This is a genomic window from Treponema brennaborense DSM 12168 (genome assembly GCF_000212415.1).
In the GTDB taxonomy this organism is placed as follows: domain Bacteria; phylum Spirochaetota; class Spirochaetia; order Treponematales; family Treponemataceae; genus Treponema_F; species Treponema_F brennaborense.
Genome location: NC_015500.1, coordinates 2848507 through 2872143 on the forward strand (window position 1 = coordinate 2848507; position 23637 = coordinate 2872143).

General features: G+C 53.7%; 19 protein-coding genes. 6 read left to right on the forward strand and 13 right to left on the reverse strand.

Going from position 1 to position 23637, the window contains the following annotated elements:
* Positions 1-7 precede the first annotated feature (7 nt).
* From TREBR_RS12470 to TREBR_RS12500, 7 genes are all read right to left on the reverse strand, one after another.
* A complete protein-coding gene (locus tag TREBR_RS12470; RefSeq protein WP_013759527.1) occupies positions 8-1858 on the reverse strand; it encodes a methyl-accepting chemotaxis protein in 1851 nt (616 codons plus the stop codon).
* 97 nt (positions 1859-1955) lie between these two features.
* Positions 1956-2636: a PAQR family membrane homeostasis protein TrhA gene (gene trhA / locus TREBR_RS12475; RefSeq protein WP_052296217.1), complete on the reverse strand. Its 681-nt coding sequence runs from the start codon at positions 2634-2636 to the stop codon at positions 1956-1958.
* A 300-nt stretch (positions 2637-2936) separates the two neighbouring features.
* Positions 2937-3725, reverse strand: a complete 789-nt coding sequence (gene rlmB / locus TREBR_RS12480) for a 23S rRNA (guanosine(2251)-2'-O)-methyltransferase RlmB (RefSeq protein WP_013759529.1) — start codon at positions 3723-3725, stop codon at positions 2937-2939.
* The gene (locus TREBR_RS12485; protein ID WP_013759530.1) at positions 3715-4215 is read right to left on the reverse strand and encodes a YchJ family protein; all 501 of its coding nucleotides are present in this window, start codon (positions 4213-4215) and stop codon (positions 3715-3717) included. Before TREBR_RS12485 ends, rlmB begins: the two co-directional genes overlap by 11 nt.
* Positions 4216-4291: 76 nt before the next feature.
* The gene (locus TREBR_RS12490; protein ID WP_013759531.1) at positions 4292-5269 is read right to left on the reverse strand and encodes an SDR family oxidoreductase; all 978 of its coding nucleotides are present in this window, start codon (positions 5267-5269) and stop codon (positions 4292-4294) included.
* Positions 5270-5294: 25 nt separating this feature from the next.
* Positions 5295-6506, reverse strand: a complete 1212-nt coding sequence (locus TREBR_RS12495) for a DUF5723 family protein (protein WP_013759532.1) — start codon at positions 6504-6506, stop codon at positions 5295-5297.
* A 1-nt stretch (position 6507) separates the two neighbouring features.
* On the reverse strand, positions 6508-8790 hold the full coding sequence (locus tag TREBR_RS12500; RefSeq protein WP_013759533.1) for a hypothetical protein: 2283 nt from the start codon (positions 8788-8790) through the stop codon (positions 6508-6510).
* A gap of 193 nt (positions 8791-8983) precedes the next feature.
* On the opposite strand from TREBR_RS12500, the gene TREBR_RS12505 reads away from it, so the two are divergent.
* The 4 genes from TREBR_RS12505 to TREBR_RS13940 all read left to right on the forward strand — a co-directional run bounded on the left by TREBR_RS12505 (position 8984) and on the right by TREBR_RS13940 (position 13546).
* Positions 8984-9616, forward strand: a complete 633-nt coding sequence (locus TREBR_RS12505) for an ECF transporter S component (protein WP_013759534.1) — start codon at positions 8984-8986, stop codon at positions 9614-9616.
* Positions 9613-11055 carry a Trk system potassium transporter TrkA gene (trkA, locus tag TREBR_RS12510; RefSeq protein ID WP_013759535.1) on the forward strand — a complete coding sequence of 481 codons (1443 nt, stop codon included), beginning with the start codon at positions 9613-9615 and terminating at the stop codon, positions 11053-11055. Before TREBR_RS12505 ends, trkA begins: the two co-directional genes overlap by 4 nt.
* A 23-nt stretch (positions 11056-11078) precedes the next feature.
* Positions 11079-12524, forward strand: coding sequence for a TrkH family potassium uptake protein (locus tag TREBR_RS12515; protein ID WP_041610457.1), 1446 nt, complete (start codon positions 11079-11081; stop codon positions 12522-12524).
* A 74-nt stretch (positions 12525-12598) separates the two neighbouring features.
* Positions 12599-13546 carry a DUF975 family protein gene (locus TREBR_RS13940; RefSeq protein ID WP_013759537.1) on the forward strand — a complete coding sequence of 316 codons (948 nt, stop codon included), beginning with the start codon at positions 12599-12601 and terminating at the stop codon, positions 13544-13546.
* Positions 13547-13703: 157 nt separating this feature from the next.
* Here the strand turns inward: TREBR_RS13940 and htpG are convergent, their stop codons facing one another.
* From htpG to TREBR_RS12550, 6 genes are all read right to left on the reverse strand, one after another.
* Positions 13704-15692, reverse strand: coding sequence for a molecular chaperone HtpG (gene htpG, locus TREBR_RS12525; protein ID WP_013759538.1), 1989 nt, complete (start codon positions 15690-15692; stop codon positions 13704-13706).
* A gap of 91 nt (positions 15693-15783) precedes the next feature.
* Complete coding sequence (locus TREBR_RS12530) at positions 15784-16575, reverse strand: hypothetical protein (RefSeq protein WP_013759539.1); 792 nt, start codon at positions 16573-16575, stop codon at positions 15784-15786.
* Positions 16572-17480, reverse strand: a complete 909-nt coding sequence (gene rocF / locus TREBR_RS12535) for an arginase (protein WP_013759540.1) — start codon at positions 17478-17480, stop codon at positions 16572-16574. The genes TREBR_RS12530 and rocF overlap by 4 nt, the downstream gene beginning before the upstream one ends.
* Positions 17481-17520: 40 nt before the next feature.
* On the reverse strand, positions 17521-19245 hold the full coding sequence (locus TREBR_RS12540) for a hypothetical protein (protein ID WP_041610458.1): 1725 nt from the start codon (positions 19243-19245) through the stop codon (positions 17521-17523).
* A gap of 103 nt (positions 19246-19348) precedes the next feature.
* Positions 19349-20908 carry a bifunctional metallophosphatase/5'-nucleotidase gene (locus TREBR_RS12545; protein ID WP_013759542.1) on the reverse strand — a complete coding sequence of 520 codons (1560 nt, stop codon included), beginning with the start codon at positions 20906-20908 and terminating at the stop codon, positions 19349-19351.
* A 102-nt stretch (positions 20909-21010) separates the two neighbouring features.
* On the reverse strand, positions 21011-21397 hold the full coding sequence (locus TREBR_RS12550; RefSeq protein ID WP_013759543.1) for an arsenate reductase family protein: 387 nt from the start codon (positions 21395-21397) through the stop codon (positions 21011-21013).
* Positions 21398-21646: 249 nt separating this feature from the next.
* On the opposite strand from TREBR_RS12550, the gene TREBR_RS12555 reads away from it, so the two are divergent.
* Complete coding sequence (locus TREBR_RS12555) at positions 21647-22843, forward strand: THUMP domain-containing class I SAM-dependent RNA methyltransferase (protein WP_041610911.1); 1197 nt, start codon at positions 21647-21649, stop codon at positions 22841-22843.
* Positions 22827-23423 (forward strand): TetR/AcrR family transcriptional regulator, encoded by a 597-nt coding sequence (locus TREBR_RS12560; protein WP_013759545.1) that lies wholly within the window; start codon positions 22827-22829, stop codon positions 23421-23423. Before TREBR_RS12555 ends, TREBR_RS12560 begins: the two co-directional genes overlap by 17 nt.
* The last annotated feature ends 214 nt before the right edge of the window (positions 23424-23637 follow it).

The window sequence follows — 23637 nt, forward strand, 5'->3', positions numbered from 1 at the left end:
CCCGCCGTTACAGTTTAAATTTATCGACTTTCTCATTCAGATTATTCACGACACCGGAATTCTGCGCGGCCGAGTCGGTAACGAGACCAAGCGCCTGCGTAATAAAACCGGTGTCGCTCGCCATCGTTCCCATGGACGTATTGATGATTTCGGTCACTTCGGCAAGTTTTTTCATTTCCACGGACACTTCCCGGCTGCCCTGCAGCATCAGCGAAGCGCCGTCTTTTACCGACTGCGTAATTTCCTTGATAGTTTTCATCGCGCCGAGTACTTGAGAACTGCCGGTATTCTGTTCTTTCATCGCACTCATGATGACTTCTTCCTGATTTTTGACCGACTGAGCCAACTCGAAAATCATCAGGAATTGTTTTTGCACGTCCTGTGTATTGGCGGATACCGCACCGATCGACGCTCCCAAATCTTTCAGGCGGGAGGTTATCATCAAACTCTGCGCGCTCGAATCTTCGGCCAATTTTCTGATTTCGTCGGCAACGACGGCGAATCCCTTTCCGGCTTCCCCCGCGTGCGCCGCTTCGATTGCTGCGTTCATCGCGAGCATATTCGTCTGCTCCGCGATATGCTTGATAATCGAACTCGCCTCGATCAGCCCTTCCGATTCTTCGTAAATGCGGCGGGACACGTTTACCGCACCCTCGACCGTTTTCTGGCCCTCAAGAGCCGCCGTATCCAAATCGTCAACCGACTTCGTATTTTTTGCAAGAATGTCCGTTACGGACCGGATGTTTGCGACCATCTGTTCGATCGCGGCTGAAGCCTGGGCAACGCTCGCAACTTGCGACTCGATGCTCGTATTCAGCGATTCTATCGTTCCCGAAATCTGATTGATCGTCGCCTGCGTCTGCTCAACGCCCGCGGCCTGATTGATCATCTCGACTTTTACCGTCGACACCGAATTCACCACCTGCTGCACCCGACTGTCCGATTCCTTGATATTATCGGAAAGGGTTTCCGCCGCACGCTGCGAAATGTCCACGCCCGTTTTGATATCGCGAATCAGTGACTGCGTATTCCGCAGAAAATAATTCAGATTCGTTACCAGAAGACCGAACTCGTCGCGACTGCGGACTTTCATCATTTCCATGGAATAATCACCCACGGCAACCCGTTCGGCAATCACGGTGATTTCCTTGAGCCGCCGCGACGTTCCCTGCATTTGCGTGAAAAAATCGAGAATCGCCACTACGACTCCGATAAAGCCCAGCGGCAAAGACATCCGAACGGCAAGATACAAAGTAGAAACCGATTCGGCGCGGGGAACGAATAACGGCGCGATCGCCACGGAAAGCACGCTGACCGAACTGAAAAACGCCACCAACGACGATCTGATGATCAGCGGCATTGAACAATATTGCTTTTCAAGCGGTAAAAATTGCAGATAATCTTCAAACAACTGCAAAAACTTGATGTAACAAAAGAGGCTGAACAGGCAAACGCTGCCGAACGACTGCAGAATGATTGCAGTGAACACGGGAACCGACACGCCCATAAACAAAAGGCCGGCAGCGGAAAACAGCAAATTGAGCAGAATGGGCAAATACATTGAAAGCTTCGGATACAACTGCGCCGTTTCATTCGCCTTCTTCAGGGAAGCCGACGAACCGTCGTACTGCCGGATACGCCGAATGCACACACAATACAACACGAGCGGAACGGCAATCGACGTCAGCAGAAACGTGATAAAAATCGGAGAGCCGAAAAACTGCCGAACGGCGGCTCCGCTGAGGCTTTTCGTATATAAAATCTGAAAAACGAAAGCTACCAGCGGGGCATAATAAATGAACAAATTAAGAACGAATACGCTTCGGGACAACCGGGGCACCGATACTTGTACAGACATGATATTCCTCTACACAAAACTTTATGCTATTAGTATAGCAGTTTATCGGGAAAATTCAATGCTGCCGCTAAAAAAAAATGCGACTAAACCGATAATTTTATACCGGAATGGAATAATAGACTGAGAAAAAATGAAACGCGCTGCCGGCAATCACGAACAGATGCCACACGGAATGCATCCATTTAATTTTTTTCAGCGCGTAAAAAATGCAGCCGACCGTATACGCAACGCCGCCGGTAATAAGCAGCACGAGGCTCAGCCACGGCAGAGTTTCGGACATAGGTTTGAACGCGACCACAACCAGCCAGCCCATCAGCACGTACGTTACGGCTGACAATAAGCGCATTCTGCTGCCGAATATGGCGTAAAACGTCATTCCCGCAACGGCGAGCCCCCAAATAACGGCGAACAGCACCCAGCCCATCGTACCGCGCAGCACGGTCAGACAGAACGGCGTATACGTTCCGGCAATCAGCAAATAAATGGAAGAATGATCGAAAATGGCGAAAACCTTTTTTGCTCCGTACGGCGTCAGCGCGTGATACAGCGTGGACATCAAATATAACACGAACAGCGACGCGCCGAAAACGGCAAAACTGGTAATATAAAACCCTTTTCCGTCGTCGGGGGCGTACACGACCGCCCTGACAATCAGCAGCACGATTGCTGCGGCCGCGAGGCCCGCGCCGATACCGTGCGTAACGGAATTGAATATTTCTTCACCGATTGAATAGCGCTTGGGAATGGCAGCTTCCGCCGCTTTCCGCTCCGCACGCAGCGCGGCATTCTGCGCTCGTTTTTCGGCTTGCGCGGGCCGAGCAGCGGCGTATTCGGCGGCTTTAAGCGCCTTGATTTCACGCGCCGCCCGTTCCCGAATGAGGCTGATTTCCGCTTTCGCAGACTGTTTTACCTCTTTTACCTGATTTGCAATTTTTTCCGACATGGATGCTCCTTTATAAAATGAGTACAGGCCGCTCCGCGGAAAACCGACTCCGTGTGCTTTGTCTGCACTTATTAGACACGCACAAAGCGCGGGCGGTTGCACATTCGCAGGAATCACGCTGCAGTTCCGCAGGAATTACAAAGATTTTCTATATATATCGTACAGCAGAATACCCGCGGCAACGGACACGTTCAAACTGTCGAGCTTACCGCACGTCGGAATGGAAACGATCCGATCGCACTGCTCCGCAAGCAGTCGGGAAATACCGCTGCCTTCGCTTCCCATAATCAGCACCGTTCGCGGCGGAAAATCGACGTCGGTCACGGGCGTACCGCCTGAATCCGCGCCGTAAATCCAAAAACCGGCGGCTTTGAGCTGTCCTACGGCCCGAACCAAATTCGATGCGATCGAAATCGGAACCCAAGCGCTCGCACCCGCACTCGCCCGGCTGATAACTTCGCTGCCGTCGACGTTTTTAACGCCGCGGCGTTCAGGCAGAACCGCGAGCGACACGCCCAGCTGATCACAGCTGCGCAGAATAGCTCCGATGTTATGCGGATCCGTCACGGAATCAAGGACGACGACCGTCTGCCGTTCAGCCGCACCCGGTGCGGAAACGGACGCGACGTATCCGTCGAAATCGATTCTGTTCAGAGTCTCTTCCGCCGCGCCGCTGACGCGCAAAACGACGCCGCGGTGCTCCCGCGCGGTAACGCTCAGAGAAGCCGTCAGTTTGTCCAGTTCGCCGCTTTCCGTTTTTTTACAGGGGATGCCGGCTTTTTCTGCGGCGGCCAGTATCTTTTTGACGCGGGGTCCGGGCGCAGCGTAGAACAACTGCAGCGCGGCGGGCTGTTTTTCCTGCACCGCGGCGCGCCGAACGTATTCTTCAACGGCGTGAAACCCCGTTACGATTTTATCTGCCACAACACGCCTTGTATTTTTTACCGGAACCGCACGGACACGGCTCGTTGCGGCCGACTTTGCGGCCGTCGCGCACGACGGTCGTCGTTTTCAGATTGCCGCTTGAATACAGCCACTTACCGTCGATTTTCTTGAAGACGCCGGTCTCGTGATGTACGTCGCGGAGCCCTTTACGGGTGTAGACGGCCTCGAATTCGACGACGCCTTCCGTGTCGGCGGCCGTGCCTTTTTCCGTCCGCAGGATTTTAAGCCCGTGCCATGTCGAGTCTTCGCTCCAGGTGCGGGTTGCGTCGCGGTCGATTTCGTTGACGTCCTCGCCGTGCTCGCAGCTGTTGATGATAAAATCGATTTCATGTTTTTCATACGCGGAATAACGGGCGCGCATCAGTTCTTCGGCCGTCGCCGCAAGACGCGTTCCTTTTATGACCGGCTCGCAGCATTCACCGTACGTTTTGCCCGAACCGCAGGGGCATACTCTATCAGATGTTTTCATACGGAAAGTATACCAAATTCCACCCAAACAGTACAGCGGAAAAAGAGCGCAGTCATTTGCGGCCGCCCGGCAGCCGTCAGCGTGCTTGCAGCATCCGTTCGATAAACGCGTTCGTCGCCGGATTCACGACCATTCGCGCCGGATCCGCCTCGAACCAGTCTACCGTTCTGCGGATTCCCTGACTGAACGGAATCGAACAGATAAAAGACGGCACCAGCCGTTTTATCTTGGTATTATCGAAAATAACGCTCCACGCTTTGTCGCCCAACAATTCGCCTTCATAGCGCGGATCGGCGGCAGCAAGCCGGTCGCTCGTAACGTGAACGATTTGGGGCACCCGATTGACGGCGGCACCGATCGCCTGATAAATTTGGTCCCACGAGAGCACTTCGTCGGACGTGATGTGAAACGCGTTGCCGGTCGCCCGGACGTTACCGAGCAGCCCGACGAAGCCCTTCGCAAAATCCTCGGCGTGCGTCAGCACCCACAGTGACGTTCCGTCACCGTGACTGATCACCGGCAGACCCTTTTTTATCCGGTCGACGGCGGTATATTCGCGACCGCCGCCAATCGGCAGCGGAATTAGCTTATCGTAGGTGTGAGACGGCCGCACGATCACGGCAGGAAAGCCTTCCTTCCGGTATGCGTCCGTCAGCAGCTGTTCGCAGGCAATTTTATTGCGCGAATATTCCCAATACGGATTCGCCAGCGGCGTAGATTCCGTGATAAAACAGTTGACCGCCGGTTTCTGATACGCGCTCGCACTGCTGATAAAAACGTACTGCGCAGTCTTTCCGCGGAACAGTTCGACATCACGCCGCACCTGATCCGGAGTGTACGCAATCCAATCGACTACCGCATCCCAACTGCGCCCGTTCAGCAGCCGCCGCACGGCGTTTTCATCGGTTATATCGCACGCAACGGATTCCGCACCGTCGATGCCGGCCGCTCCGTTTCTGGTGAGCAGCGTCAGGCGGAATCCCCGTTCCACACACAACCGGCTCACGCTCGTACTGATATTTCCCGTTCCCCCGATAAAAAGCACCCGCAGCATACCGCCTCCGTCTGCATTCGCTTTTTTAGAAACCGATTCTGACGCCCAATCCTGCGCCGAGCCCCGTTCCCGTAAAACTCTTTATAAAGTCACTGCTCTGGCTTGAAACGTGCGCGGTAAGTTCCAACACCCGCAAGTTCAAACCGATGGTCACGCGCTGTATCCAAACCGAATCTTCATAATTCATGGAAAAAGCCGCCGCCAACAAATGCCCGCCCATTTTACTCATCGGCAGGAAATAAACGCCGGCTTCCACGCCCGCGTTCAGGTACACCGGATTCTTGAACACGCAATCCGCATTGCCTTTTACGACGAACCAGTCACCGAACGGACGATAAGCCGCCTGTACACCGAAAATGATCGGCCGCTGCACCGTATACGGAGAACTCAGCGTTTCATATACGGGGTCGGTATGCGTGTATGTGCCGTCGTATTTAAGACCGCTGGATGAACCGTTCAAAAGCGGCTCCATTGCATATTCAGCCGTCGCCGTAAAACCCATTTTATAGATCATTGACGCGGGAACCGCCGGAATATGACGCAGCGCAACGCCCAAATCAAGATTTTTCAGCAGCGGATATTCAACCTCCAGATCAAAATCGAGCCCCGCCCCGGCTAACTGTTCCGATACGTTCAGCGTTCTCGTATCCAGCGGAATAGCCGAATACACGCTGATGTCGGCCGAAGCGGAAATACTTGAATGACCGTCGTCCTTCGTACTTACCGAATACGCAGCTTCGGTATCGGGAACGTACAGCGCAGGCATAAACACCGTCGGCGTCACTTTTATTCCGAACTTTTTGACGAACGACTGAATCGAAAATCCCGCTTCCACGTATACCGCCGTACCTATATAGAGCTCGCCGGAAAATCCGTTCGGAGTCTGCGCGTTGCCGTTCGCAATAAAATCGAGCAGAGTCTGCGGAAGGTTGACCATTCCGTCACCGTCCACCGCAACGAACGTTCCGATCCGAGCCACTTTGCCGAGATTCAAATTCATGAACACGTTTACGTCTGCAGCCGCGTTGAGGTTCATTCCGTCTTTCAGTTCGTCGGACATTTTGTTCAAATCAACCAGCAAAACGTCCTTAAAAAAATCATTCACTGCAAACCAGTTGTTTGAAACGCCCGCGGAAACGTCCGTTCCGATTTCAAAATACCGGTGCGGAGGATTCAATTCTGCAGACGCGGCGCCCATCACGGCGACAAGTAAAAAAACGCAACAGATTTTTTTCATATTATTTTCCTCCCAGCTCGTACGTATAATCAACATCGGTAACTGCGGAAACGGACAATTTGACGGATATGCCGCCGTTTTTCTTTAATTTGAACGCATTGGTATTCGGAATGAATATCTTTACCGTCGGAGCAAAAGGATACGAAGTTATAACGGATTTCAGCTCGTCTGCATTCAGGGAAACGGTCGCCGTATTCTCACCTGGCTTTAACACGAAGGATTTCTGAATTTTGATAGTCTTATCCGGAGCCGTATCTTCAACGTAAGCCTCCATTTCCATTCCGAGCTCGTTGACATATTTGACGGCAATGGTCATCTCTTTAAGCTGTTCAAGCAGTTTATCCACCTCGGACGAAAGAGTGCCGCCCTGCGACCGGCCGAAAAGGTCTTTGTCGGGGTCGATTCCGGCCAGATCCAGCACGTCAACCAGCACACCGTTTACCGTCGGGTCGGCAGGAGACGAATCTTCACCGTTTATATTTAACGCTACCGGTATTTTAAGAAGCATTTCCGCTTTTACGGAAGTTGGTCCGGATTCCAAGTTCTCCGCTGTTATCGTAGCTTTACTCACGGTAAGATCGTAAGACAGGGAAGCCGTTTGCGGCTTCTCGTTTATAACGCCAACCAATTCCGAGCCGAAAGAAGCGGACGGAGAGGGAACCGGTCCCGACCAGGACGTTCCCGCCGGCAATGAAAGCGCCGAGCTGCTGGGCTCGATGAGTTTTGGCGAACCGTCCTTATTGGCTACTAAAGGCTTTGTTTGCTTATCACCGTTTTTATCAACGTAAGTCATCGATATTTTGCCGGTCATCTTCAACGTATCGGACAACTGCGGACTGCTCAAGTAAATATTCGCTATAAAACCGTCTTCCGCCAATTTAACCCCGGCGGGCAGTTTGTCGATAAACGAACTCAAATCCAGTGCGTCCTTTTCGGGGAACGTGCCGCTGAACTTACCCGAATCACCGAGATCTATTTTTGCGGACTCGAATTTCGCTAAAAGGCTGAAAGAACCGGACAACGAATACGTACTGCCAGGCGTAATGTTTGAAACCGTCAAGTTCGTTCCATCATAAACGTCTGCAGGGAACCCGATCTTTGCGGTAATATCCAAATTCCCGTTGGACCACGTACGGGGTTTCAACACGGGATCCTCCGTGTTTACGATAGAACGGGGATGGGGATTCGTTTCCTGCGCGGGGAACGTCGCGGATTTATTGGCAATACCCAAAGCGGTCGAATCGACTGTAACGGTTACGTCCATGCCTTTGGGCAAGCCGTTCGTAAGTTCTATCTGCAGTCCCAAGCCCGGATCGGATTTGAAAGCTATTTCGGAAATAAAATCCGTCACTTCCGCAGGCATTTCTTTCGTAATGGGAATACTGAGCTTCTCCTTATCAAACCCGATTGTCGCCGACTGCAGTTCCTCGATACTTACCGAACAGGAGATATCGGCTCCTATACCTTTGGCAGGCACGACCGTCCCCGCCGCTACCGTACCGGATATCGAAACGGAACCGCCGATACTGAAATCACCACCTGCCGTTACAGTCTTGTCCTTCAAATTGCAAATGAATTTGGCGGTATTGGTGGGATCAGGGACAAAATTAAGCGGTGTACCATCTCCGGGAAGTGTTATCGTTATTCCGGAAGCATCAACCGTTAAACCTTGAACGGTCGGAATGACCGTAAGCGTGATTGCCCCGTTTTCTATTTTCGCGCTCTTGAACGTCTCACCGCTGTTCAGCGGAACGGGTTTGGAATCAAGGTTGATGGTACCGGCGGCGCCGATAAGGCCGTTGACCATCACCGCCTCAGCGGTGCCGAGCGTCCGTCCCGCATAAGCGTCCGAATTCGGTACTTTAACGGTTTGGGAAAGCCCTGAAGTATCCACGGTCAATTCGGGAACGGTAAAACTGATATCGCTCAAAGACGTATTCAAACCCGCCGTCAAGTCAATATCTTCCAGATATTTGCTGAAATCGACCGGAATGTCCATCAGCGGATAATACACCACAAAAGTAGCGGTGTCATCGGCATCTGTCGCAGTATAATCATACACTATTACCTTGGAGGCCGCAGAATCGGATTCCAAAGGATTAGGTTCCAAAGCTTTTTTTATTTTATCTATAGATACGTACTCCGCAACTTCAACGCTGTGACCGCCCAAGGGCGCGTACAACGACGGGGAAGCTTTCACTTGCACTTTGGTAAACACCGAACCGCACGATACCGCAAGAATCGCCGCGCAACCGATTGCCGCTACTGTAAGCAGTTTTCTCATAATTCACTCCTCGCACACAATCCCGAGCGCATCTGTCAACGGCAGACAGCGACCGAATCTATTCCGCAATAAACGTCAGGAAAGCAGACGTTTTCTCCAATATCATTATAACACATAATATACTAAATTCCATCACTTTCAGCAAAAAAACGAGGGATTGTCATTTCTATCGGGATAGGCTATAGTCGTACGCATGGATACACAAAACCGAAACGCCAACTTGAATAGAAAAATCGCCGTGATCGGTGCGCTCGGCGCGCTGACCGTATTGTTCGGAATTACGCCGATAGGATTTATCAGACTGCCGTGGGGGCTCGCGCTGACGCTGCTCCATATTCCGACCATTTTGGGAACGCTCCTTGAAGGAGTTGCCGCGGGAACGGGAATCGGCGCCGTATTCGGTATATTCAGCATGATACAGGCTGCGAGCAATCCGGTCGGATTCGACGCGCTGTTCGTAAATCCGCTTGTTTCCGTGCTGCCCCGCTTGCTGATCGCGCCGACGGTCTTTCTGCTTTTCAAGGGACTGTCCAAAATAAAGGTATTTCCCAAAGCGGTTTCCGCAACGGCCGCAGCCGTCGCAGGAACGCTGCTTCACACGCTGTACGTAAGCTGCGCGCTGTACCTGTTCGCAGGCACCGGCGTTACCGAACTGATGGGCGGCGCGGGACTCGGTGCGTTCATACTGCTTCTGCTGCCGAACGCGGCAGTTGAAGCCGTTGCCGCCGGAATCATCGCCGGTGCGGTTACCGGTATCCAATACGCCGCGCAAGGCAAAAAATCCCGTCTGACACGGGAAATGCAGGATCTGCCGGAAGAGAAATGAGAATAGTCATCGTCGGCGCGGGGTTAACCGGCACCGAACTTGCCAAGCGGCTCATTGCGGAAAAAAACGACGTAGTTCTGATCGACAACGATGAAGAACTCGTCCGCCACGTGTCGAACCGCTTGGACTGCATGGTTGTCCAAGCGGACGGCAACAGTCTGGAAACGCTTGAAGACGCCGGCATTTCAAAAGCCGACGCGCTGGTCGTTCTGACCGAATCGGACGAAGTGAACATGATTACCTGTTCGCTCGTCGACGCCGTGTACCCCAACGTCATAAAAATCGCCCGCGTCCGCAATTACGAATATTACGTAAAAACCCGCAAAACGCTCACGCAGCACGCCGCCACTTTTTCCGGCGAACACCGCCCGCTGTACGGAATAGATTTTATGGTCTATCCCGACATGGAAGCGGCGAACGCCATAGTGCAGGCCGTAGAGCACGGCGCGTTTACCGAAGTCCTTACGTTCGACAACTCGGAATACGAAATTCTCCGCATAACCGTAGAACCGGGCAGCAGACTTGACGGACGCACCGTTCAGGAACTGCGGACGTTCATCGACAAACCGTTTCTGCTGGTATACGTGGAACAGGCCGAGCATACGGCGCTTCCCGACGGATCAACGGTCATACGTGCCGAAGACAGCCTCGGCATTCTGACCAAGCGGGAACACATGAAAGCCGTTTTGGAATTGTGCGGATCGAAAATAACCGAATTGAAGAAAATCGCGCTCGTCGGCGCGGGCCATATCGGCACCATTATTGCCGATAAACTGATCGCCAAAAGCAAAACGGCGTGGCTGCCGCACGTTTTCCGGACGAAGCGGAAGATCACGCAAGAATTCGTCATTATCGATAAAGACGACATGCGCACGAAAGCGGCTGCCGAACGGTATCCGAACGCATCCGTGTTCAAAGCCGACATCACCGACGAAGGGTTCGTTGCCGAAGAAGATCTGTCGTCGTTCGATCTCATCATCAGCGCAACTCATAATCACGAACTGAACATGGTCGTCTCCGCGTATATGAAATCGCTCGGTGTTGAAAAAACGGTGTCGCTCGTGTCCAGCAGCGGCTTTGCGGAAATTGCGCGCAATATCGGCGTAGACGTTGCCGTTCCCATAAAAGACACGGTGGTAGACACCATTTTGGGGCACCTGCGCGGCAAACGGGTTACCGGCGTGCACACGGTGTCAGAAGGCGAACTCGAAATCATCGAATACGATCTGCCGGAAACGTCGCACGTCATCGGCAAACAGCTCAAAGACGTTTCGGATTCCGGCTCGTTTCTCATTTTGCTGATAAAAAAATATTCAACCGAAAATTTCATCATTCCGGCGGGGAACACGTTCCTCGAAAAAGGCGACCGGCTGGTTCTGATAACGGCGATGAATGAAACGTCGCGAATCCTGGAACGCTTCGGCGGCAACGATGAATAAACGGAACGGGGCGCGTTTTTAACATGCGGATATTTTCATTTTTCAGGATGATTTTCCTTCTGCTGGCGATCATTTCGGTTACGTTCATACTGCCGATCGGAACGGCGGCGTATTACGGCGAAACGGAGGTCATACCGGCGTTCGCCTTTCCGGGCGCCGTCTGCATCGCGGCGGCGGCAGTCTTTTTCATAGCCGGGCGGAAGCAGCGGGTGTCGCTCACCGCGCGGGACGCGTTCATAGTCGTCGCGGCGTCTTGGGTGTTCGCGAGCATCCTCGGTGCGGTGCCGTTCGTGCTTTCGGGAACCATACCGCGGATCGCCGACGCCGTTTTTGAAAGCGTTTCGGGTTTTACGACGACCGGCGCGACGATTTTATCCGATATAGAAAGTCTGCCGGTATCCGTCAACTTATGGCGCTGCCAAATGCATTGGCTTGGCGGCATGGGAATCGTCGCCCTGACCGTTGCGCTGCTGCCGCTGCTCGGCGTCGGCGGTTTTCAATTGATAAAAGCCGAAACGACCGGTCCCGAAAAAGGCAAAGTAACGCCCAAAATCGCGACGACGGCAAAAATATTGTGGTTCATTTACGCCGGCTTTACGGTCATTCAGACGGTACTGCTGAAACTTGCCGGAATGACCTGGACGGACGCGCTTGCGCATACGTTTTCAACGTTGGGAACCGGCGGATTTTCAACCAAAAACCAAAGCATCGCCTATTACCAGTCGGCGTCCGTGGAATGGATATGTACGATATTCATGATCCTCGCCGGCGTCAACTTCAGCTTGTATTATTACGCCATTTTGGGCAAATTCGACGACATTCGGCACAACAGCGAATTGAAAGCGTATCTGGCCATCATCGGCGTTTCAACGGCGGCGATCACGCCGTTCATTCTTGCCGGCTCGGATTCGGTCGGCGATGCCGTGCGGACGGCTGCGTTTCAAGTTGCTTCTATTATATCCACTACCGGATACAGTTCCGCAGACTTCAATTTATGGCTGCCCGGCGCGCAGCTGGTCATCGTGCTGCTGATGTTCATCGGCGGCTGTTCGGGCTCGACAGGCGGCGGCGTCAAAGTGGTACGCTGGGTCATTCTGTCCAAACAAATGTCCAACGAGGTCCGCAAAATGCTGCATCCGCACGGCGTGTTCAGCATCAGGCTTAACGGCAGGTCAGGCCGAAAAGACGTAGTGTTCAGCGTGGCGGCGTTTTTATTTCTCTATTTACTGCTCGTGTTTATCACCGCGTACATTGCGGCGCTGGACGGAACGGACGTGCTCTCGGCAGTTACGGCGTCGCTGGCGATGGTCGGCAACATCGGCCCCGGACTCGGCAAAGTCGGGCCGGTGGCAAATTACGGCTTTTTTGCGGACGGCGTAAAATGGTGGTTTTCATTCGCCATGATTGCCGGTCGACTCGAATTGTACACGATGCTCATCTTTTTTATGCCTTCTTTTTGGAAAAAATAACACCGGAAGCGCGCGTGTTGCGGTCTTGTTATCGGAATATAACTGCGCTATACTGTGATTAGGAGGAAAACCCCATGTTTAAACGCATATTTTATAAGAAACAGGCTCGATTGTCGCTGAAGGACCGTAAAAAACAGGCGGCGGCAATAAGCGTAATTCCCATCGTTACGATCGGTGTGCTGTACGCCGTCTACATTGCGGTTCTGCTCTGCATCATGAAAAACAGTCTGCACTTTTCGGTATCCCCGCTGCTGCGCGTCATTGAAGTGAGCGCCGTCTGCTTGGTGCTGCTGCTCGCAATGACGCTCGTTTCGTTCGCCTATCTGCGAACTGTCAACGATATGCAGGATCAAAAACCGGTCGGTATAAAAACGATATTTTCCAAATTTTCACCGAAAGCCATTACGGCGATGCTTTGGGCAACGCTGTGGCAGCTGATTTGGATGATTCCCCTTATCATCGGCGCGATTGTCTTTTTTACCGCCTCATTCCGCGTAACGAAGGCGGAAACGGTCGGTTCCATGCTGTTCATGTTCAGCGGCGGCGTACTGTATTTGGCGGGATTTATCATTTTGTATGCAAAAATGCTGTCGTACAGTATGATTTATTTCATTCTGGCGGACAATCCCGAACTGAGCGTCCGCAGAGCGCTGAGGCTGAGTATTGCGGTAACGAAAGGTTCACGTGAAAACATTCTGGTTATGGCGCTCAGTTTTTACGGCTGGCTACTTTTGGGATTTTTGACGCTCGGTATCGGATTTTTATGGATAGGACCGTATATGACGATGGCGATGCGGAACGCGTACTCTGCGCTCAAAAACAACGCGATCTCGGAAAACATTCTGAAAGCTTCTGATTTTACCGTTCACAAAAAGATTACGCCGCACGCAGCCGGCGGTTCCGCAGTAACCGGAAATTCTTCCGCAGTAACCGGAAATTCTTCCGCGGCAGCCGGCGGTTCCGAAACCGCAGAAACTACGGCCGCAGAACCCGCGAACGCGAACGCGGACGTCCAAGTCTAAATAAAGAAACCGGACGGGAACGTATGTTCGCGTCCGGCGGCAGCGTTATACCCGGCGATTTGCACCCGACGCCGGCTCTGCACTACCCGGCGATTTGCACCCGGCGGCTCGACGGCAAGCAGCGTCGGACTGCGAGCCGGTTCACCGCGGTGTATCCTTATTTACCGAGCAGATTATTCAGCCGTTTTACAAAGTCGGCCGGATCTTTGAGCGTTTCTCCGCTGACCAGCAGCGCCTGATCGAGCAGAACGGTCGAAACGTCTTCTATATATGATTCGTCTTCGGAATCCCGAAGCGCGGAAACGATCGGATGGTCGCCGTTTACTTCCAGAATCGGTTTTACTTCGCCGAACGAATTCTGGCCCATCGCGCGCATCATGCGTTCCATCTGCAGCGAAGGATCGTTTTCATCCACGACGATACACGACGGTGAATCGGACAGACGCTTGGAAAGATGCACATCTTTTACCTTGTCGCCGAGTGCTTTTTTGATTTTTTCCACGACCGGTTTGAACTCTTTTTCTTTCTTTTCGGCCTCTTTTTTGTCGACGCCGAGTTCTTCGTCGCTGCCGGCGCGGTTGACGGCTTTCAGTTCAAAGTCCTTGTATTTGCCGAACGACGGAATGACGATGTCGTCTATGTCGTCCGCCATAATGAGCACTTCAAGCCCTTTCGCTTTATATGCTTCCAGAAGCGGAGACGCGCGCAGGTTCTTTTCGTCGCTGCCGGTAATATAATAGATGGCCTTTTGGTCGGCGCTCATGCGCTGAACGTAATCGGCAAAACTCGTCCAATTGTCGTCGCCGGTACCTTCTTCGGCAGTAGATTTGAAGCGTACGATTTCCGCCAAGTCTTCGCGGTTGGCAAAATCGGAATACAGCCCTTCTTTGAGCGGACGGTTGAACTGTGAAACGAATTTCGCCCATTTTTCGAGCGCGGCTTTATCGTCTTCACCCAATTTGTCTTTGCCGCCGGCTTCTTTCGCAGCGGCGGCTGCTTTTCCCGCCGCTTCACCCATTTTCTTGAACTCACCGAGCAGTTTTTTGACGGACTGCGTTTTAATGGTTTCCAGAATGCGGTTCTGCTGCAGGATTTCACGGCTGACGTTGAGCGGCAAATCTTCGGAATCGATAATACCGCGGACGAAGCGCAGATATGCGGGCAGCAGTTCGCGGTCGTCGTCCGTAATGAACACGCGTTTAACGTACAGTTTTACGCCGCTTTTGTAATCGGCCTGATACATGTCGAACGGGGCGGTTTCGGGAACGTAGAACAGCGTGGTGTATTCCTGCGTGCCTTCCGCGTGCGTGTGCACGTACATCAGCGGATCGGAAGAATCGTGCGAAATGGTTTTATAGAACGCATTGTAATCTTCCGCTTTGAGCTCGGATTTCGGTTTTTTCCACAACGCGCTCGCGCTGTTGATTTTATCGGTTTTCTGCTCGCTGCCGGTTACTTTGCCTTTGTCGTCGTACTTATTCTGCGTATAATGCAGATAAATCGGGAACGCGATGTGGTCGCTGTAACGCTTGATCAATTCTTCAACCTTCCAGCGGCTCGCGTATTCTTTGCTTTCGTCGTTGAGCGTCATGGCGATTGCCGAACCGTGCGCGGCCGCGTCGCTGAAGCCGTACAGTTTGGCTTCCGCACTGTCCGCGGCGATCTCTTCCATATCATAGGAATTTGAACCGTCGCTCGACCAGTGAAAAATCGCCGTCGTACCCGCTTTGCGCGTGTATACGTCGATATGGGAAGCGGCCATAAACGCCGAATAAAAACCGACGCCGAATTGTCCGATCAGCGAAGAATCTTTTTTTGCGTCGGCCGTCAGTTTTTCAATGAACGCTTTGGTTCCCGAACGGGCGATCGTACCCAAATTGGAAGTCAGATCGTCGCCGTCCATACCGATACCGGTATCTTTTACGACCAACAGTTTTTTTTCTTCATCGAACGAAATATCGATGCGCGGATCGAACGCGACCGATTTGTACGCGTCGTCGGACAGCGTCAAATACTTGAGCTTGTCGAGCGCGTCGGACGCGTTGGAAACGATTTCCCGCAGGAAAATATCCTTATTTGAATACAATGAATGAATGATGAGCGTCAGAAGCTGATTCACTTCCGTCTGAAACTGATACGTTGCCATTACAGCATCTCCTCTTATAGGTAACAATAGGTAATTACTATAAATGTACTGATTTACGGAAAAATCGGCAAGTTTTTTCCTTACGCGGAAATTACAGCCGTATTTGAAACCGCAAACTCGTTTCGGCAACGCGCAGGGAACTGAGATTTTCCGAGTTAGCCGCGTATTCGATATTGTTGCGCGTCGTTATCATATACGTAAACGACAAAATACCCGCCGAAACCGTCGTTGAAATCTCGTAATTCAGCTGAAACACGGACAAAGATGAAAAATCGAGGCGGCTGAACGGTGAAAACGACACGCCGTACTCCATGGTGATGAACCGGATCGGTCTGAACGAGATCTGCGCGCCCAAAAGCAGCGAATGGTATACGAGCTCTTCGCGGATCGTCTGCCGATCTTCACGGTCGTTCAGCGTGTACTGCAGCATCGAATATCCGGCAAAAAACGCAAGACCCGAACGGTAGGTAACCGGAAACGACTTGATCACGAACGTTTCCGACTCCACGGATGTCCATTCCGAATCGAGATACGGCAGCGTGGTAATGGAAAAATCGGTCGGCACTTCGTTCTGCAAAAAACCGACGTTCAGCACTGTTTTCAGAAAAAAAAGGTCGCTCACCCACACCGTCAAAATCATGCCGCGGTACTGCATCTCCAGATACGAAGTTCCCGGCGAAAACAGCAGGCCGCCGCTGCCTTCGGCAACGCGCGCGACCGACTGTACGCCCTGACTCCGTTCGAGCGTCCAAGTAATGCCGGGAACCGCCGTTTCTCCGGAGAGAACCGGCTCGTCGGATTCGGATGCGATACAGACGGCCCGGACGCACAGCAGCAGAATCGCCGCCGCACAAAACCGGACGCGATGCGGCGTGCAGCTCAATAAATCGTATCTCCGAGAAGACGCGCAACCAGTTCAACCGCCATGCGGGCAGTCTGGCTGCGCACGTCAAGTACCGGATTGACTTCCACTATTTCGGCGGACCCGACCATACCGGTAGCGGCCATTTCTTCCATGAGCAGCAGCGCTTCACGGTAATTGAGTCCGCCGGGCAGCGGAATACCGACGCCGGGAGCGAACATGGGGTCGATAACGTCCATATCGAAACTGACGTGCACGACGTCGACGCGCGATTTGAAAAACGACGTCACTTTTTGCAGAATCGCGGAAAAACCGAGCCGGTCTATGTCGCTCATCGTAAAGGCGGTAACCCCTGCCCGTTTCATCAGTTTTTTTTCTTCGGAATCGATATCACGCAGCCCGACGTAGCAGACGTTTTCCGGCAGAACTTTAACGCCGGGCCGATACAGTTCGGTCAGTTCGGGAATCCCGAATCCGCACGAAGCGGAAAGGCACATACCGTGAATGTTTCCCGACGGAGACGTTTCGCTCGTATTGAAATCACCGTGAGCGTCCACGTACAGAACGCCGAGTTTCAGCTGTTTTTTTCGGTACGCACCGGACAGTCCGGCGATCGTGCCGAGCGCGATAGAGTGGTCGCCGCCCAAAACGAGCGGAAATTTACCGTCGAGCACCGCTTTTTCCGTTTCCGCGGCGAGCAGATTGCAAGCGGAAACGATTTGTTTCAGATATTTTGCGTCCGCACGTCCCGGATCTTCATATTCCTGCGGATTGATCGCAATCGGTGAAAAACTGGTAACGGCTTCGTGGTCGAGGTGCGAAAGGCGTTCTTTGAGTCCCGCCAGCCGGATTGCGGACGGCCCCATATCGGAACCGTGCCGGTTGCCGCCGAAATCGAGCGGCATTTCCAGAATATGTATTTTCATGCCGCTATTGTATCCGCTTTCACCGATATGCGCAAGAAACTCACTGCACCCCGTCCGTCCGGTACGCTTCGTACGGGCGAATTCTGAGCGAAACGGATGCCTCAAATCCGGTCTGCGTGTTTCCCCGCACGTTGTCCTTATTCAGATAATGCGAAACGCCGCAGCCGGTCTGCACCGAAATTCCGGGGAACAGCGTTTTTTCTCCGGAAAGCATTACCGCATGGCTGTATTCGGGCGTTCCCGTCGGCGTTGAAGCCTGCGCTTCTTCCACCGTGGTCGGATAATAGTGATCCTTTTCAAATACGTTCTTTCCGTTTTCACCGTGAACCGTAAAGCGGTAGCGCACGCCGGCTTTCCAGTCGCCGTATTCGCCGTACGACGCGCCGATCTGACAGGCAATCGTATCCGGCCCGAACGGCGAGCCTATCCAGGAAAGAAGCGGCGATCCGCCGCGGTAAAATTCCGTCCGTTCGGAGACGAGCGACCACTCTTTGTCCCGCGAAACGTAAAACCACGGCATCGTATACACGAACTCGCCGTTTACGGTAAGGTAGCCGCTTTTCAGCGGCACGATGCTTTCAACGCCGCCCTGAAACCCCAAACTGTTCGGCACGGCGAGCGCGGCGGGATCGTTTTCGATTTCAAATTTAAGTTGGAACTGATTCATCGCGAACAGTCCGTACAGCCGCGTATACGCGCACGGCCGCGCGTCGACCGTAAACGCCAAATAACTGCCGACGCGGGAGTCGCCGGCGGGATGCGAACCGTTTCCCATATCCGCATTATACGCGTCGTAATCGCGCCAGGCTCCGAACCCGTGAAATATCATCATCGGATTCAGATACCGCAGTTCAAGCGGCGCGTTCACCATAACGCCCTCCAGCATACTCACGCTGAACCAATCGGCGGGGCGTACTTCAAAATGATGAAAGTAAAAATATTTATTCACCGCGTGCTGGGTTACGTATGAAGAAAATCTGAGCCGGGGAGAAAACAGGGAAATTTTCGCGTAGCTGACGTCGCGCATGTAGTCGGAAATGATGATCGATCCCATCGCCGTGCGACCGATGTTCAGGCTGCCCCGCCCGATTTGAAAATTGAGAAAGTGCCGCCCGTCGTGCTGAAACCCGACGCTGGCGTACGCGTCGTGCGGAAAGTTTCCGTCGAGCGTGTCCATACGCAGCGGTATGTTGGTAAAGTTAAAATGACGCAGCGCGGCGCCCTCGTAAATGCCGACGGAAGCCGACGTTTCGAGCGTCAGATAGTCGCCTGCGGAAACGACGAGCGGCAGCAAAAAGAACGGATCCCGATTTTTCCATTCGTATTGCCAGCCGATAGCGGCGTTCGATTTGACGTATCCGTCTATGGAGACCGCCGCTTCCGTTCCCAAAGAAATGAAACCGTCCCATGAAATCCCGGATACCGGACGCGACAGTTCCTGCAAAACCAGCGCGTAGTCGTATCGTCCCACGGAACTGAGCGATTCGTACGGAATCGCGTCCAGATAGCGCCGCAGTTCACCGGCCGTCGCGGGTCCGTTTACCGCGAACGGCAGCCGGCCGCTGTCTAAAGCGAGCGCGGCGAGCGCGTCGTACACCGGACTGGAAGTTTTTATCACGCGCTGCGCTCCCGCCGGAACACCGAACGGAACCGCAGCGGCGAATGCGGCGCACCATAAAAGCACGCCGCACGGTAAAACGGCGCGCAGTACGCGCGGCGCCGCTTTTTTCATACACGTATCCGTTTTCACTATGCGTTTTGTCATACTATAAATATAGCATTTTTTTCGCCGCAGTTACGGCATCAGCATAAAAAAACGGACGCGACGGAAAAATCCGCCGCGTCCTTCAAGCACCGCGTACGGAGCGTTACGGTTCAACACCGCCGACGATCGTAATGCGGCCGTCGGTTGCCGGAGCGACCGGCTGCGGCAGCGTCTGCACGTAGTCGATGACGACGTCGCTGAGCAGCATGGACGTGTTGTACGTATCGATACTGCGCGTCAGAACGGTGTAGCCGTCTCCGCCGCCCGCCAGATAGTCGTTCGTGGCGACGCGATACGTCTTTGCAGGATCAATCGCTTTTCCGTTGATCGTTACGCCGCTGACGGTTCCGTTGCCGGAAGCGTCGTACGTAATCGTATAGCGGACTTCCTTAGACATCTGCGCGAACGCACCCGCGCCCTGCTTGATGGAACCGATAAAATTGAACAGATCGACGACGTCCGAACCGTTCAGCGTCAGCACGTACACGTAATTTTCAAACGGCAGGACAGTCATGATGTTCTCTTTGGTAACGTCTCCCGCGGGAAGTTCCGCGCGGATGTTTCCGCCGTTGTGGAACGCAAAATCGGCCGCGACTCCCGTGGACGCCAGATACGCGACGGTTGCGTCGCAGGTCAGATCTCCGAGCGCGATTTCACGATAGCGGCTCAAACGGTTGCCGAATTCGAATTTTTCGGTCGTCGTCATCACCACTTTTTTCAGACTCGCGTTCGCTTCGTCAACGTACGGCTGCAGCATTGCGGCGACTTCCGCATCCGGGGGGAACGCGGAAGTCTTGATTTCCACCGGCTTCCAGTCGAATGAAACGACGTCTCCGTCTACGATTGAAAACGTCCCTTCACCCATGAATTTACCCCATTCGTTTGCGGAAACGATCGGCGTGCCGTTCACGTACAACGGTTCTTCAAATTTGGTGTGGGAATGGCCGTCGATAATCAGGTCGAATTCGGGAATCGCTTCGGCAAGTTTGAGCGAAGTGTTCTGGCTTTCGGTTTCTTCTACAGAACCCAAGTGACCAAGCGCAATGATAACGTCGGCCTTTTCCTTATTGATAAGCTCGGCGACCGCAGTGCGGGCAGCGGCGATCTCGTCTTCAAAGGTCAGACTTTTATCGGGAGACGCGATGACGAGCGTGCGCAGCGTCGTCAGTCCGACCACGCCGACGCGGAATCCGTCGAAATCCTTAACGATATAAGGAGCGGCGAGCGTTTTGCCGTTCGCTTTTTTGACGTTGGCGGAAATCCATTCAAAATCGGAAAGAGCCATCTGCGCAGTCAATTTTGCGAGCGAGCCGTCGAATTCGTGGTTACCGAACGCGACCGCGTCGTAACCGATCATATTGTACGCTTTGATGTCGGGTTCCGCGGCGAACATGTTTGAAAGCGCGCTGCCGGTGTTGATATCACCCGCGTCGAGCACCAATACGTTCTGCGCTTCGGCGCGAACCGATTTGACGAACGTCGCGCGTTCGGCGAGTCCCGCAATGCCGTCTTTTGACAGCGTCGTGCCGTGATGGTCGTTCGTATGCAGCACTACCAGCTGATACGTTTTGCCCGCTTCCCGTGCGACCGGTTTGGTTCCGGCACATCCTGCCAACAGCAGCAACGCGGCGGCTACCGCGACTGCACTCATGAATCGTTTCATACATCCTCCTGTAAAAACTCTTGCCAAAAACTTTTGTTAAAAAGAGGCGGCGCCGCTGCGGACGCCCCTTTCACCTATGCTACGAACGTTACAAAACGGACGTTACGAAACCGTCCACCGCTGCCAGACTTCGGGCTGAAGGCCGACGGTAACCGCACTGGCGCCGCCGCAGGTAGCCGGATCGGTGTTGCGCACGATCGGCGTCTTCAAAAGGAGCGGATTTTCAAGCAGTTTGCCGAATTTGTCGGCGTCTTCCAGATACGCGACGGACGCGTACTCTTTGCTTTTGCCGTCGATCAAAGCGTTTACCGCTTCGCCGCGGCCGCCGAGGGAACGCGCGAGCGCGGTTACGACCGATTCGAGTTCGCCTTTACTGATCGGTTTTTCACGCAGGTCTATTTGCTGAACGCGGATTGCGCGAGCCGAAAACCAGCGCGCCGCGTTTTTGGTGTCGAAGCTCTTTGCCGTACCGAATATCTGTATCGCCATACGCACAGTATAGCCGATAGCAGCGTTTGCCGCAATCAATTTTACGTAAAAGCCTAGCCCGGATCGAAGGGGGACTGCGCACGCAGTCTTGTGCCGTTCATGCAAAGCGCGCAGGCGCTTTGCATGAACGGCACAATGGAGGCGAAAGCCGGAACCCCGCAGAGCCGGTGAGCGGTAAAGTCCGCTCCGAATTCGGCGCTTGAATTCGACAATTGCACATTTTATGAAAAAATGTTATCTTTGGAAGCAATGATGACACTTACGGCGCTCTGCGCGATCGGGGCCGAAAAAATACTCGGCAACGAAATCAAACAACTCGGATATACGTTAAAAGACACCGGCGCCGGAACGCCGGGGCGGGTCGCGTTCAATGCGGACGAAGACGCGCTGTTCCGCGCGAATTTGTGTTTGCGGACGGCGGATCGCGTCTATTTGCAGCTTGCGTCCTTTCGGGCCGAAGACTTCGGCGCGCTGTTCGACGGGGTATACGCCGTCAACTGGCAGGATTTTTTCAAAAAGGACGTAAAAGTCGTCGTCGACAAGGTTCGCACGCGGGGCAGCAAGCTTTCATCGGAACACAGCGTGCAGGGAATCGTACACAAGGCGATTTATACGAAACTGGGCGATTTGTGGCATATCAGGACGATGCCCGAAACGGGTGCGGAGTCGGACGTGCGCGTTTATATAGAAAACGACGCGGTGACCGTGCTGCTCGATCTTTCGGGCGTGCCGCTGCACCGCAGGGGCTACCGTACGGACGGAGGAACGGCGCCGATACGCGAAACGCTGGCCGCCGCATTGCTGCAGCTGATGTGCTGGCGGCGCAAAACGCCGCTGCACGATGCGTTCTGCGGTTCGGGAACGATTGCGTGCGAGGCGATGCTGTACGCGTACAACGTTGCGCCCGGATTCGGGCGGCGGTTCGCACTTGAAAACTTGAGCATATACGACGCGGCGCGCGCTGCCGAAATCAGGCGGCAGGAAGCGGCAAAGATTCGCCCCGACTGCGAGGCGCGGATTACCGGAACCGACGTCGACGGAGCGGCGGTGGAACGTTCACGGGCGAACGCGGAACACGCGGGCGTTACGGCGGGGCGGGCGCTGCAAATTGTCGGAAGCGACGCGCGGATCCGGCGGCCCGATTTTGAACAGGCCGATTTCAGGGAGCTGGCCGCTCCGTATGAAAGCGGTTTGCTGCTGGGAAATCCGCCGTACGGCGAACGGTTGGGCGACGCGGCGCAGGCGGAAGCGCTGTACCGCGACATGGCGATGCTGTTTCAGTCGTTTCCCGGCTGGAATATGGGTTTCATTACGTCGCACGAACACTTTGAGGCGGCGATCGGCAAAAGGGCCGATGCGCGCAAAATGCTTAAAAGCGGCAATCTCGACACGTGTTTTTATATGTACACGGGTTTGAGCGGAGGGGCTCATGGCGATCGTAGTTGAACATGAAAAGCGAAAGCGCGAGATTCTTGATAAGTCGCTCGACATTTTTATGGAAGAAGGATACGAGGACGTTACGTTCCAGAAAATAGCGGATCGCTGCGGGATCACGCGCACGACGCTGTATATTTATTTCAAAAACAAGCGCGAAATTTTTTTGTGGAGCATCAAACAGCTGACCGGTGAAATTGAAACGTCTTTGCTGCTCATCGTGCGCGACGCCGATATTCCTATCAAACAGCGGCTTTCCACCGTACTGAACACGATTTTGGATAAATGCGCGGAAAACCGGCGGCTTTTTACGGTTACGCTGTCGTATCTGCTGCAGCTCAAAAAATCGGGGAAAGATCCGGGAGTGCGCGTGCGGCGGCGGATTCTGCGACTGCGGCATCTGCTTTCGACGATCGTGATCGAAGGCATCAATTCCGGCGATTTCAAGGAAATGAACGTGCGCGACGCGAACGAAATGCTGTACGGGATTATCGAGTCGGCCATTTTCAGGCTGGCGGTGCTCGACCAGCAGAACGTGGACGAGCTGCGCGGTGCGTTCGATTTGGCGATTCAGGGGATTTCGGCACGATAGCGGAGACGGATTTGAAACGCCAAGACGCCGATTCGCACGGTGAGGGCGAACTGAAGCCGGAAAGTAATCGCGCACGGGTAACGGTGCACGGGTAACGGCGCGGGTGCAGCCTCACCGGCGGGTCCGGCGGCGGGCAAGGGCGCACAGTAACGGAAAAGGGACAGACGATACCGAGCGATGAAGCATTGCCCGAGCGACGGAACGCAGGCGGTTT

Bases quoted from the DNA above. Each gene is read 5' to 3' on its own strand.
- TREBR_RS12470 (WP_013759527.1), bottom strand. From the start codon at position 1,858: ATGTCTGTACAAGTATCGGTGCCCCGGTTGTCCCGAAGCGTATTCGTT.
- TREBR_RS12485 (WP_013759530.1), bottom strand. From the start codon at position 4,215: ATGAAAACATCTGATAGAGTATGCCCCTGCGGTTCGGGCAAAACGTAC.
- TREBR_RS12490 (WP_013759531.1), bottom strand. From the start codon at position 5,269: ATGCTGCGGGTGCTTTTTATCGGGGGAACGGGAAATATCAGTACGAGC.
- TREBR_RS12495 (WP_013759532.1), bottom strand. From the start codon at position 6,506: ATGAAAAAAATCTGTTGCGTTTTTTTACTTGTCGCCGTGATGGGCGCC.
- TREBR_RS12500 (WP_013759533.1), bottom strand. From the start codon at position 8,790: ATGAGAAAACTGCTTACAGTAGCGGCAATCGGTTGCGCGGCGATTCTT.
- TREBR_RS12505 (WP_013759534.1), top strand. From the start codon at position 8,984: ATGGATACACAAAACCGAAACGCCAACTTGAATAGAAAAATCGCCGTG.
- trkA (WP_013759535.1), top strand. From the start codon at position 9,613: ATGAGAATAGTCATCGTCGGCGCGGGGTTAACCGGCACCGAACTTGCC.
- TREBR_RS12515 (WP_041610457.1), top strand. From the start codon at position 11,079: ATGCGGATATTTTCATTTTTCAGGATGATTTTCCTTCTGCTGGCGATC.
- TREBR_RS13940 (WP_013759537.1), top strand. From the start codon at position 12,599: ATGTTTAAACGCATATTTTATAAGAAACAGGCTCGATTGTCGCTGAAG.
- htpG (WP_013759538.1), bottom strand. From the start codon at position 15,692: ATGGCAACGTATCAGTTTCAGACGGAAGTGAATCAGCTTCTGACGCTC.
- rocF (WP_013759540.1), bottom strand. From the start codon at position 17,480: ATGAAAATACATATTCTGGAAATGCCGCTCGATTTCGGCGGCAACCGG.
- TREBR_RS12540 (WP_041610458.1), bottom strand. From the start codon at position 19,245: ATGACAAAACGCATAGTGAAAACGGATACGTGTATGAAAAAAGCGGCG.
- TREBR_RS12545 (WP_013759542.1), bottom strand. From the start codon at position 20,908: ATGAAACGATTCATGAGTGCAGTCGCGGTAGCCGCCGCGTTGCTGCTG.
- TREBR_RS12550 (WP_013759543.1), bottom strand. From the start codon at position 21,397: ATGGCGATACAGATATTCGGTACGGCAAAGAGCTTCGACACCAAAAAC.
- TREBR_RS12555 (WP_041610911.1), top strand. From the start codon at position 21,647: ATGATGACACTTACGGCGCTCTGCGCGATCGGGGCCGAAAAAATACTC.
- TREBR_RS12560 (WP_013759545.1), top strand. From the start codon at position 22,827: ATGGCGATCGTAGTTGAACATGAAAAGCGAAAGCGCGAGATTCTTGAT.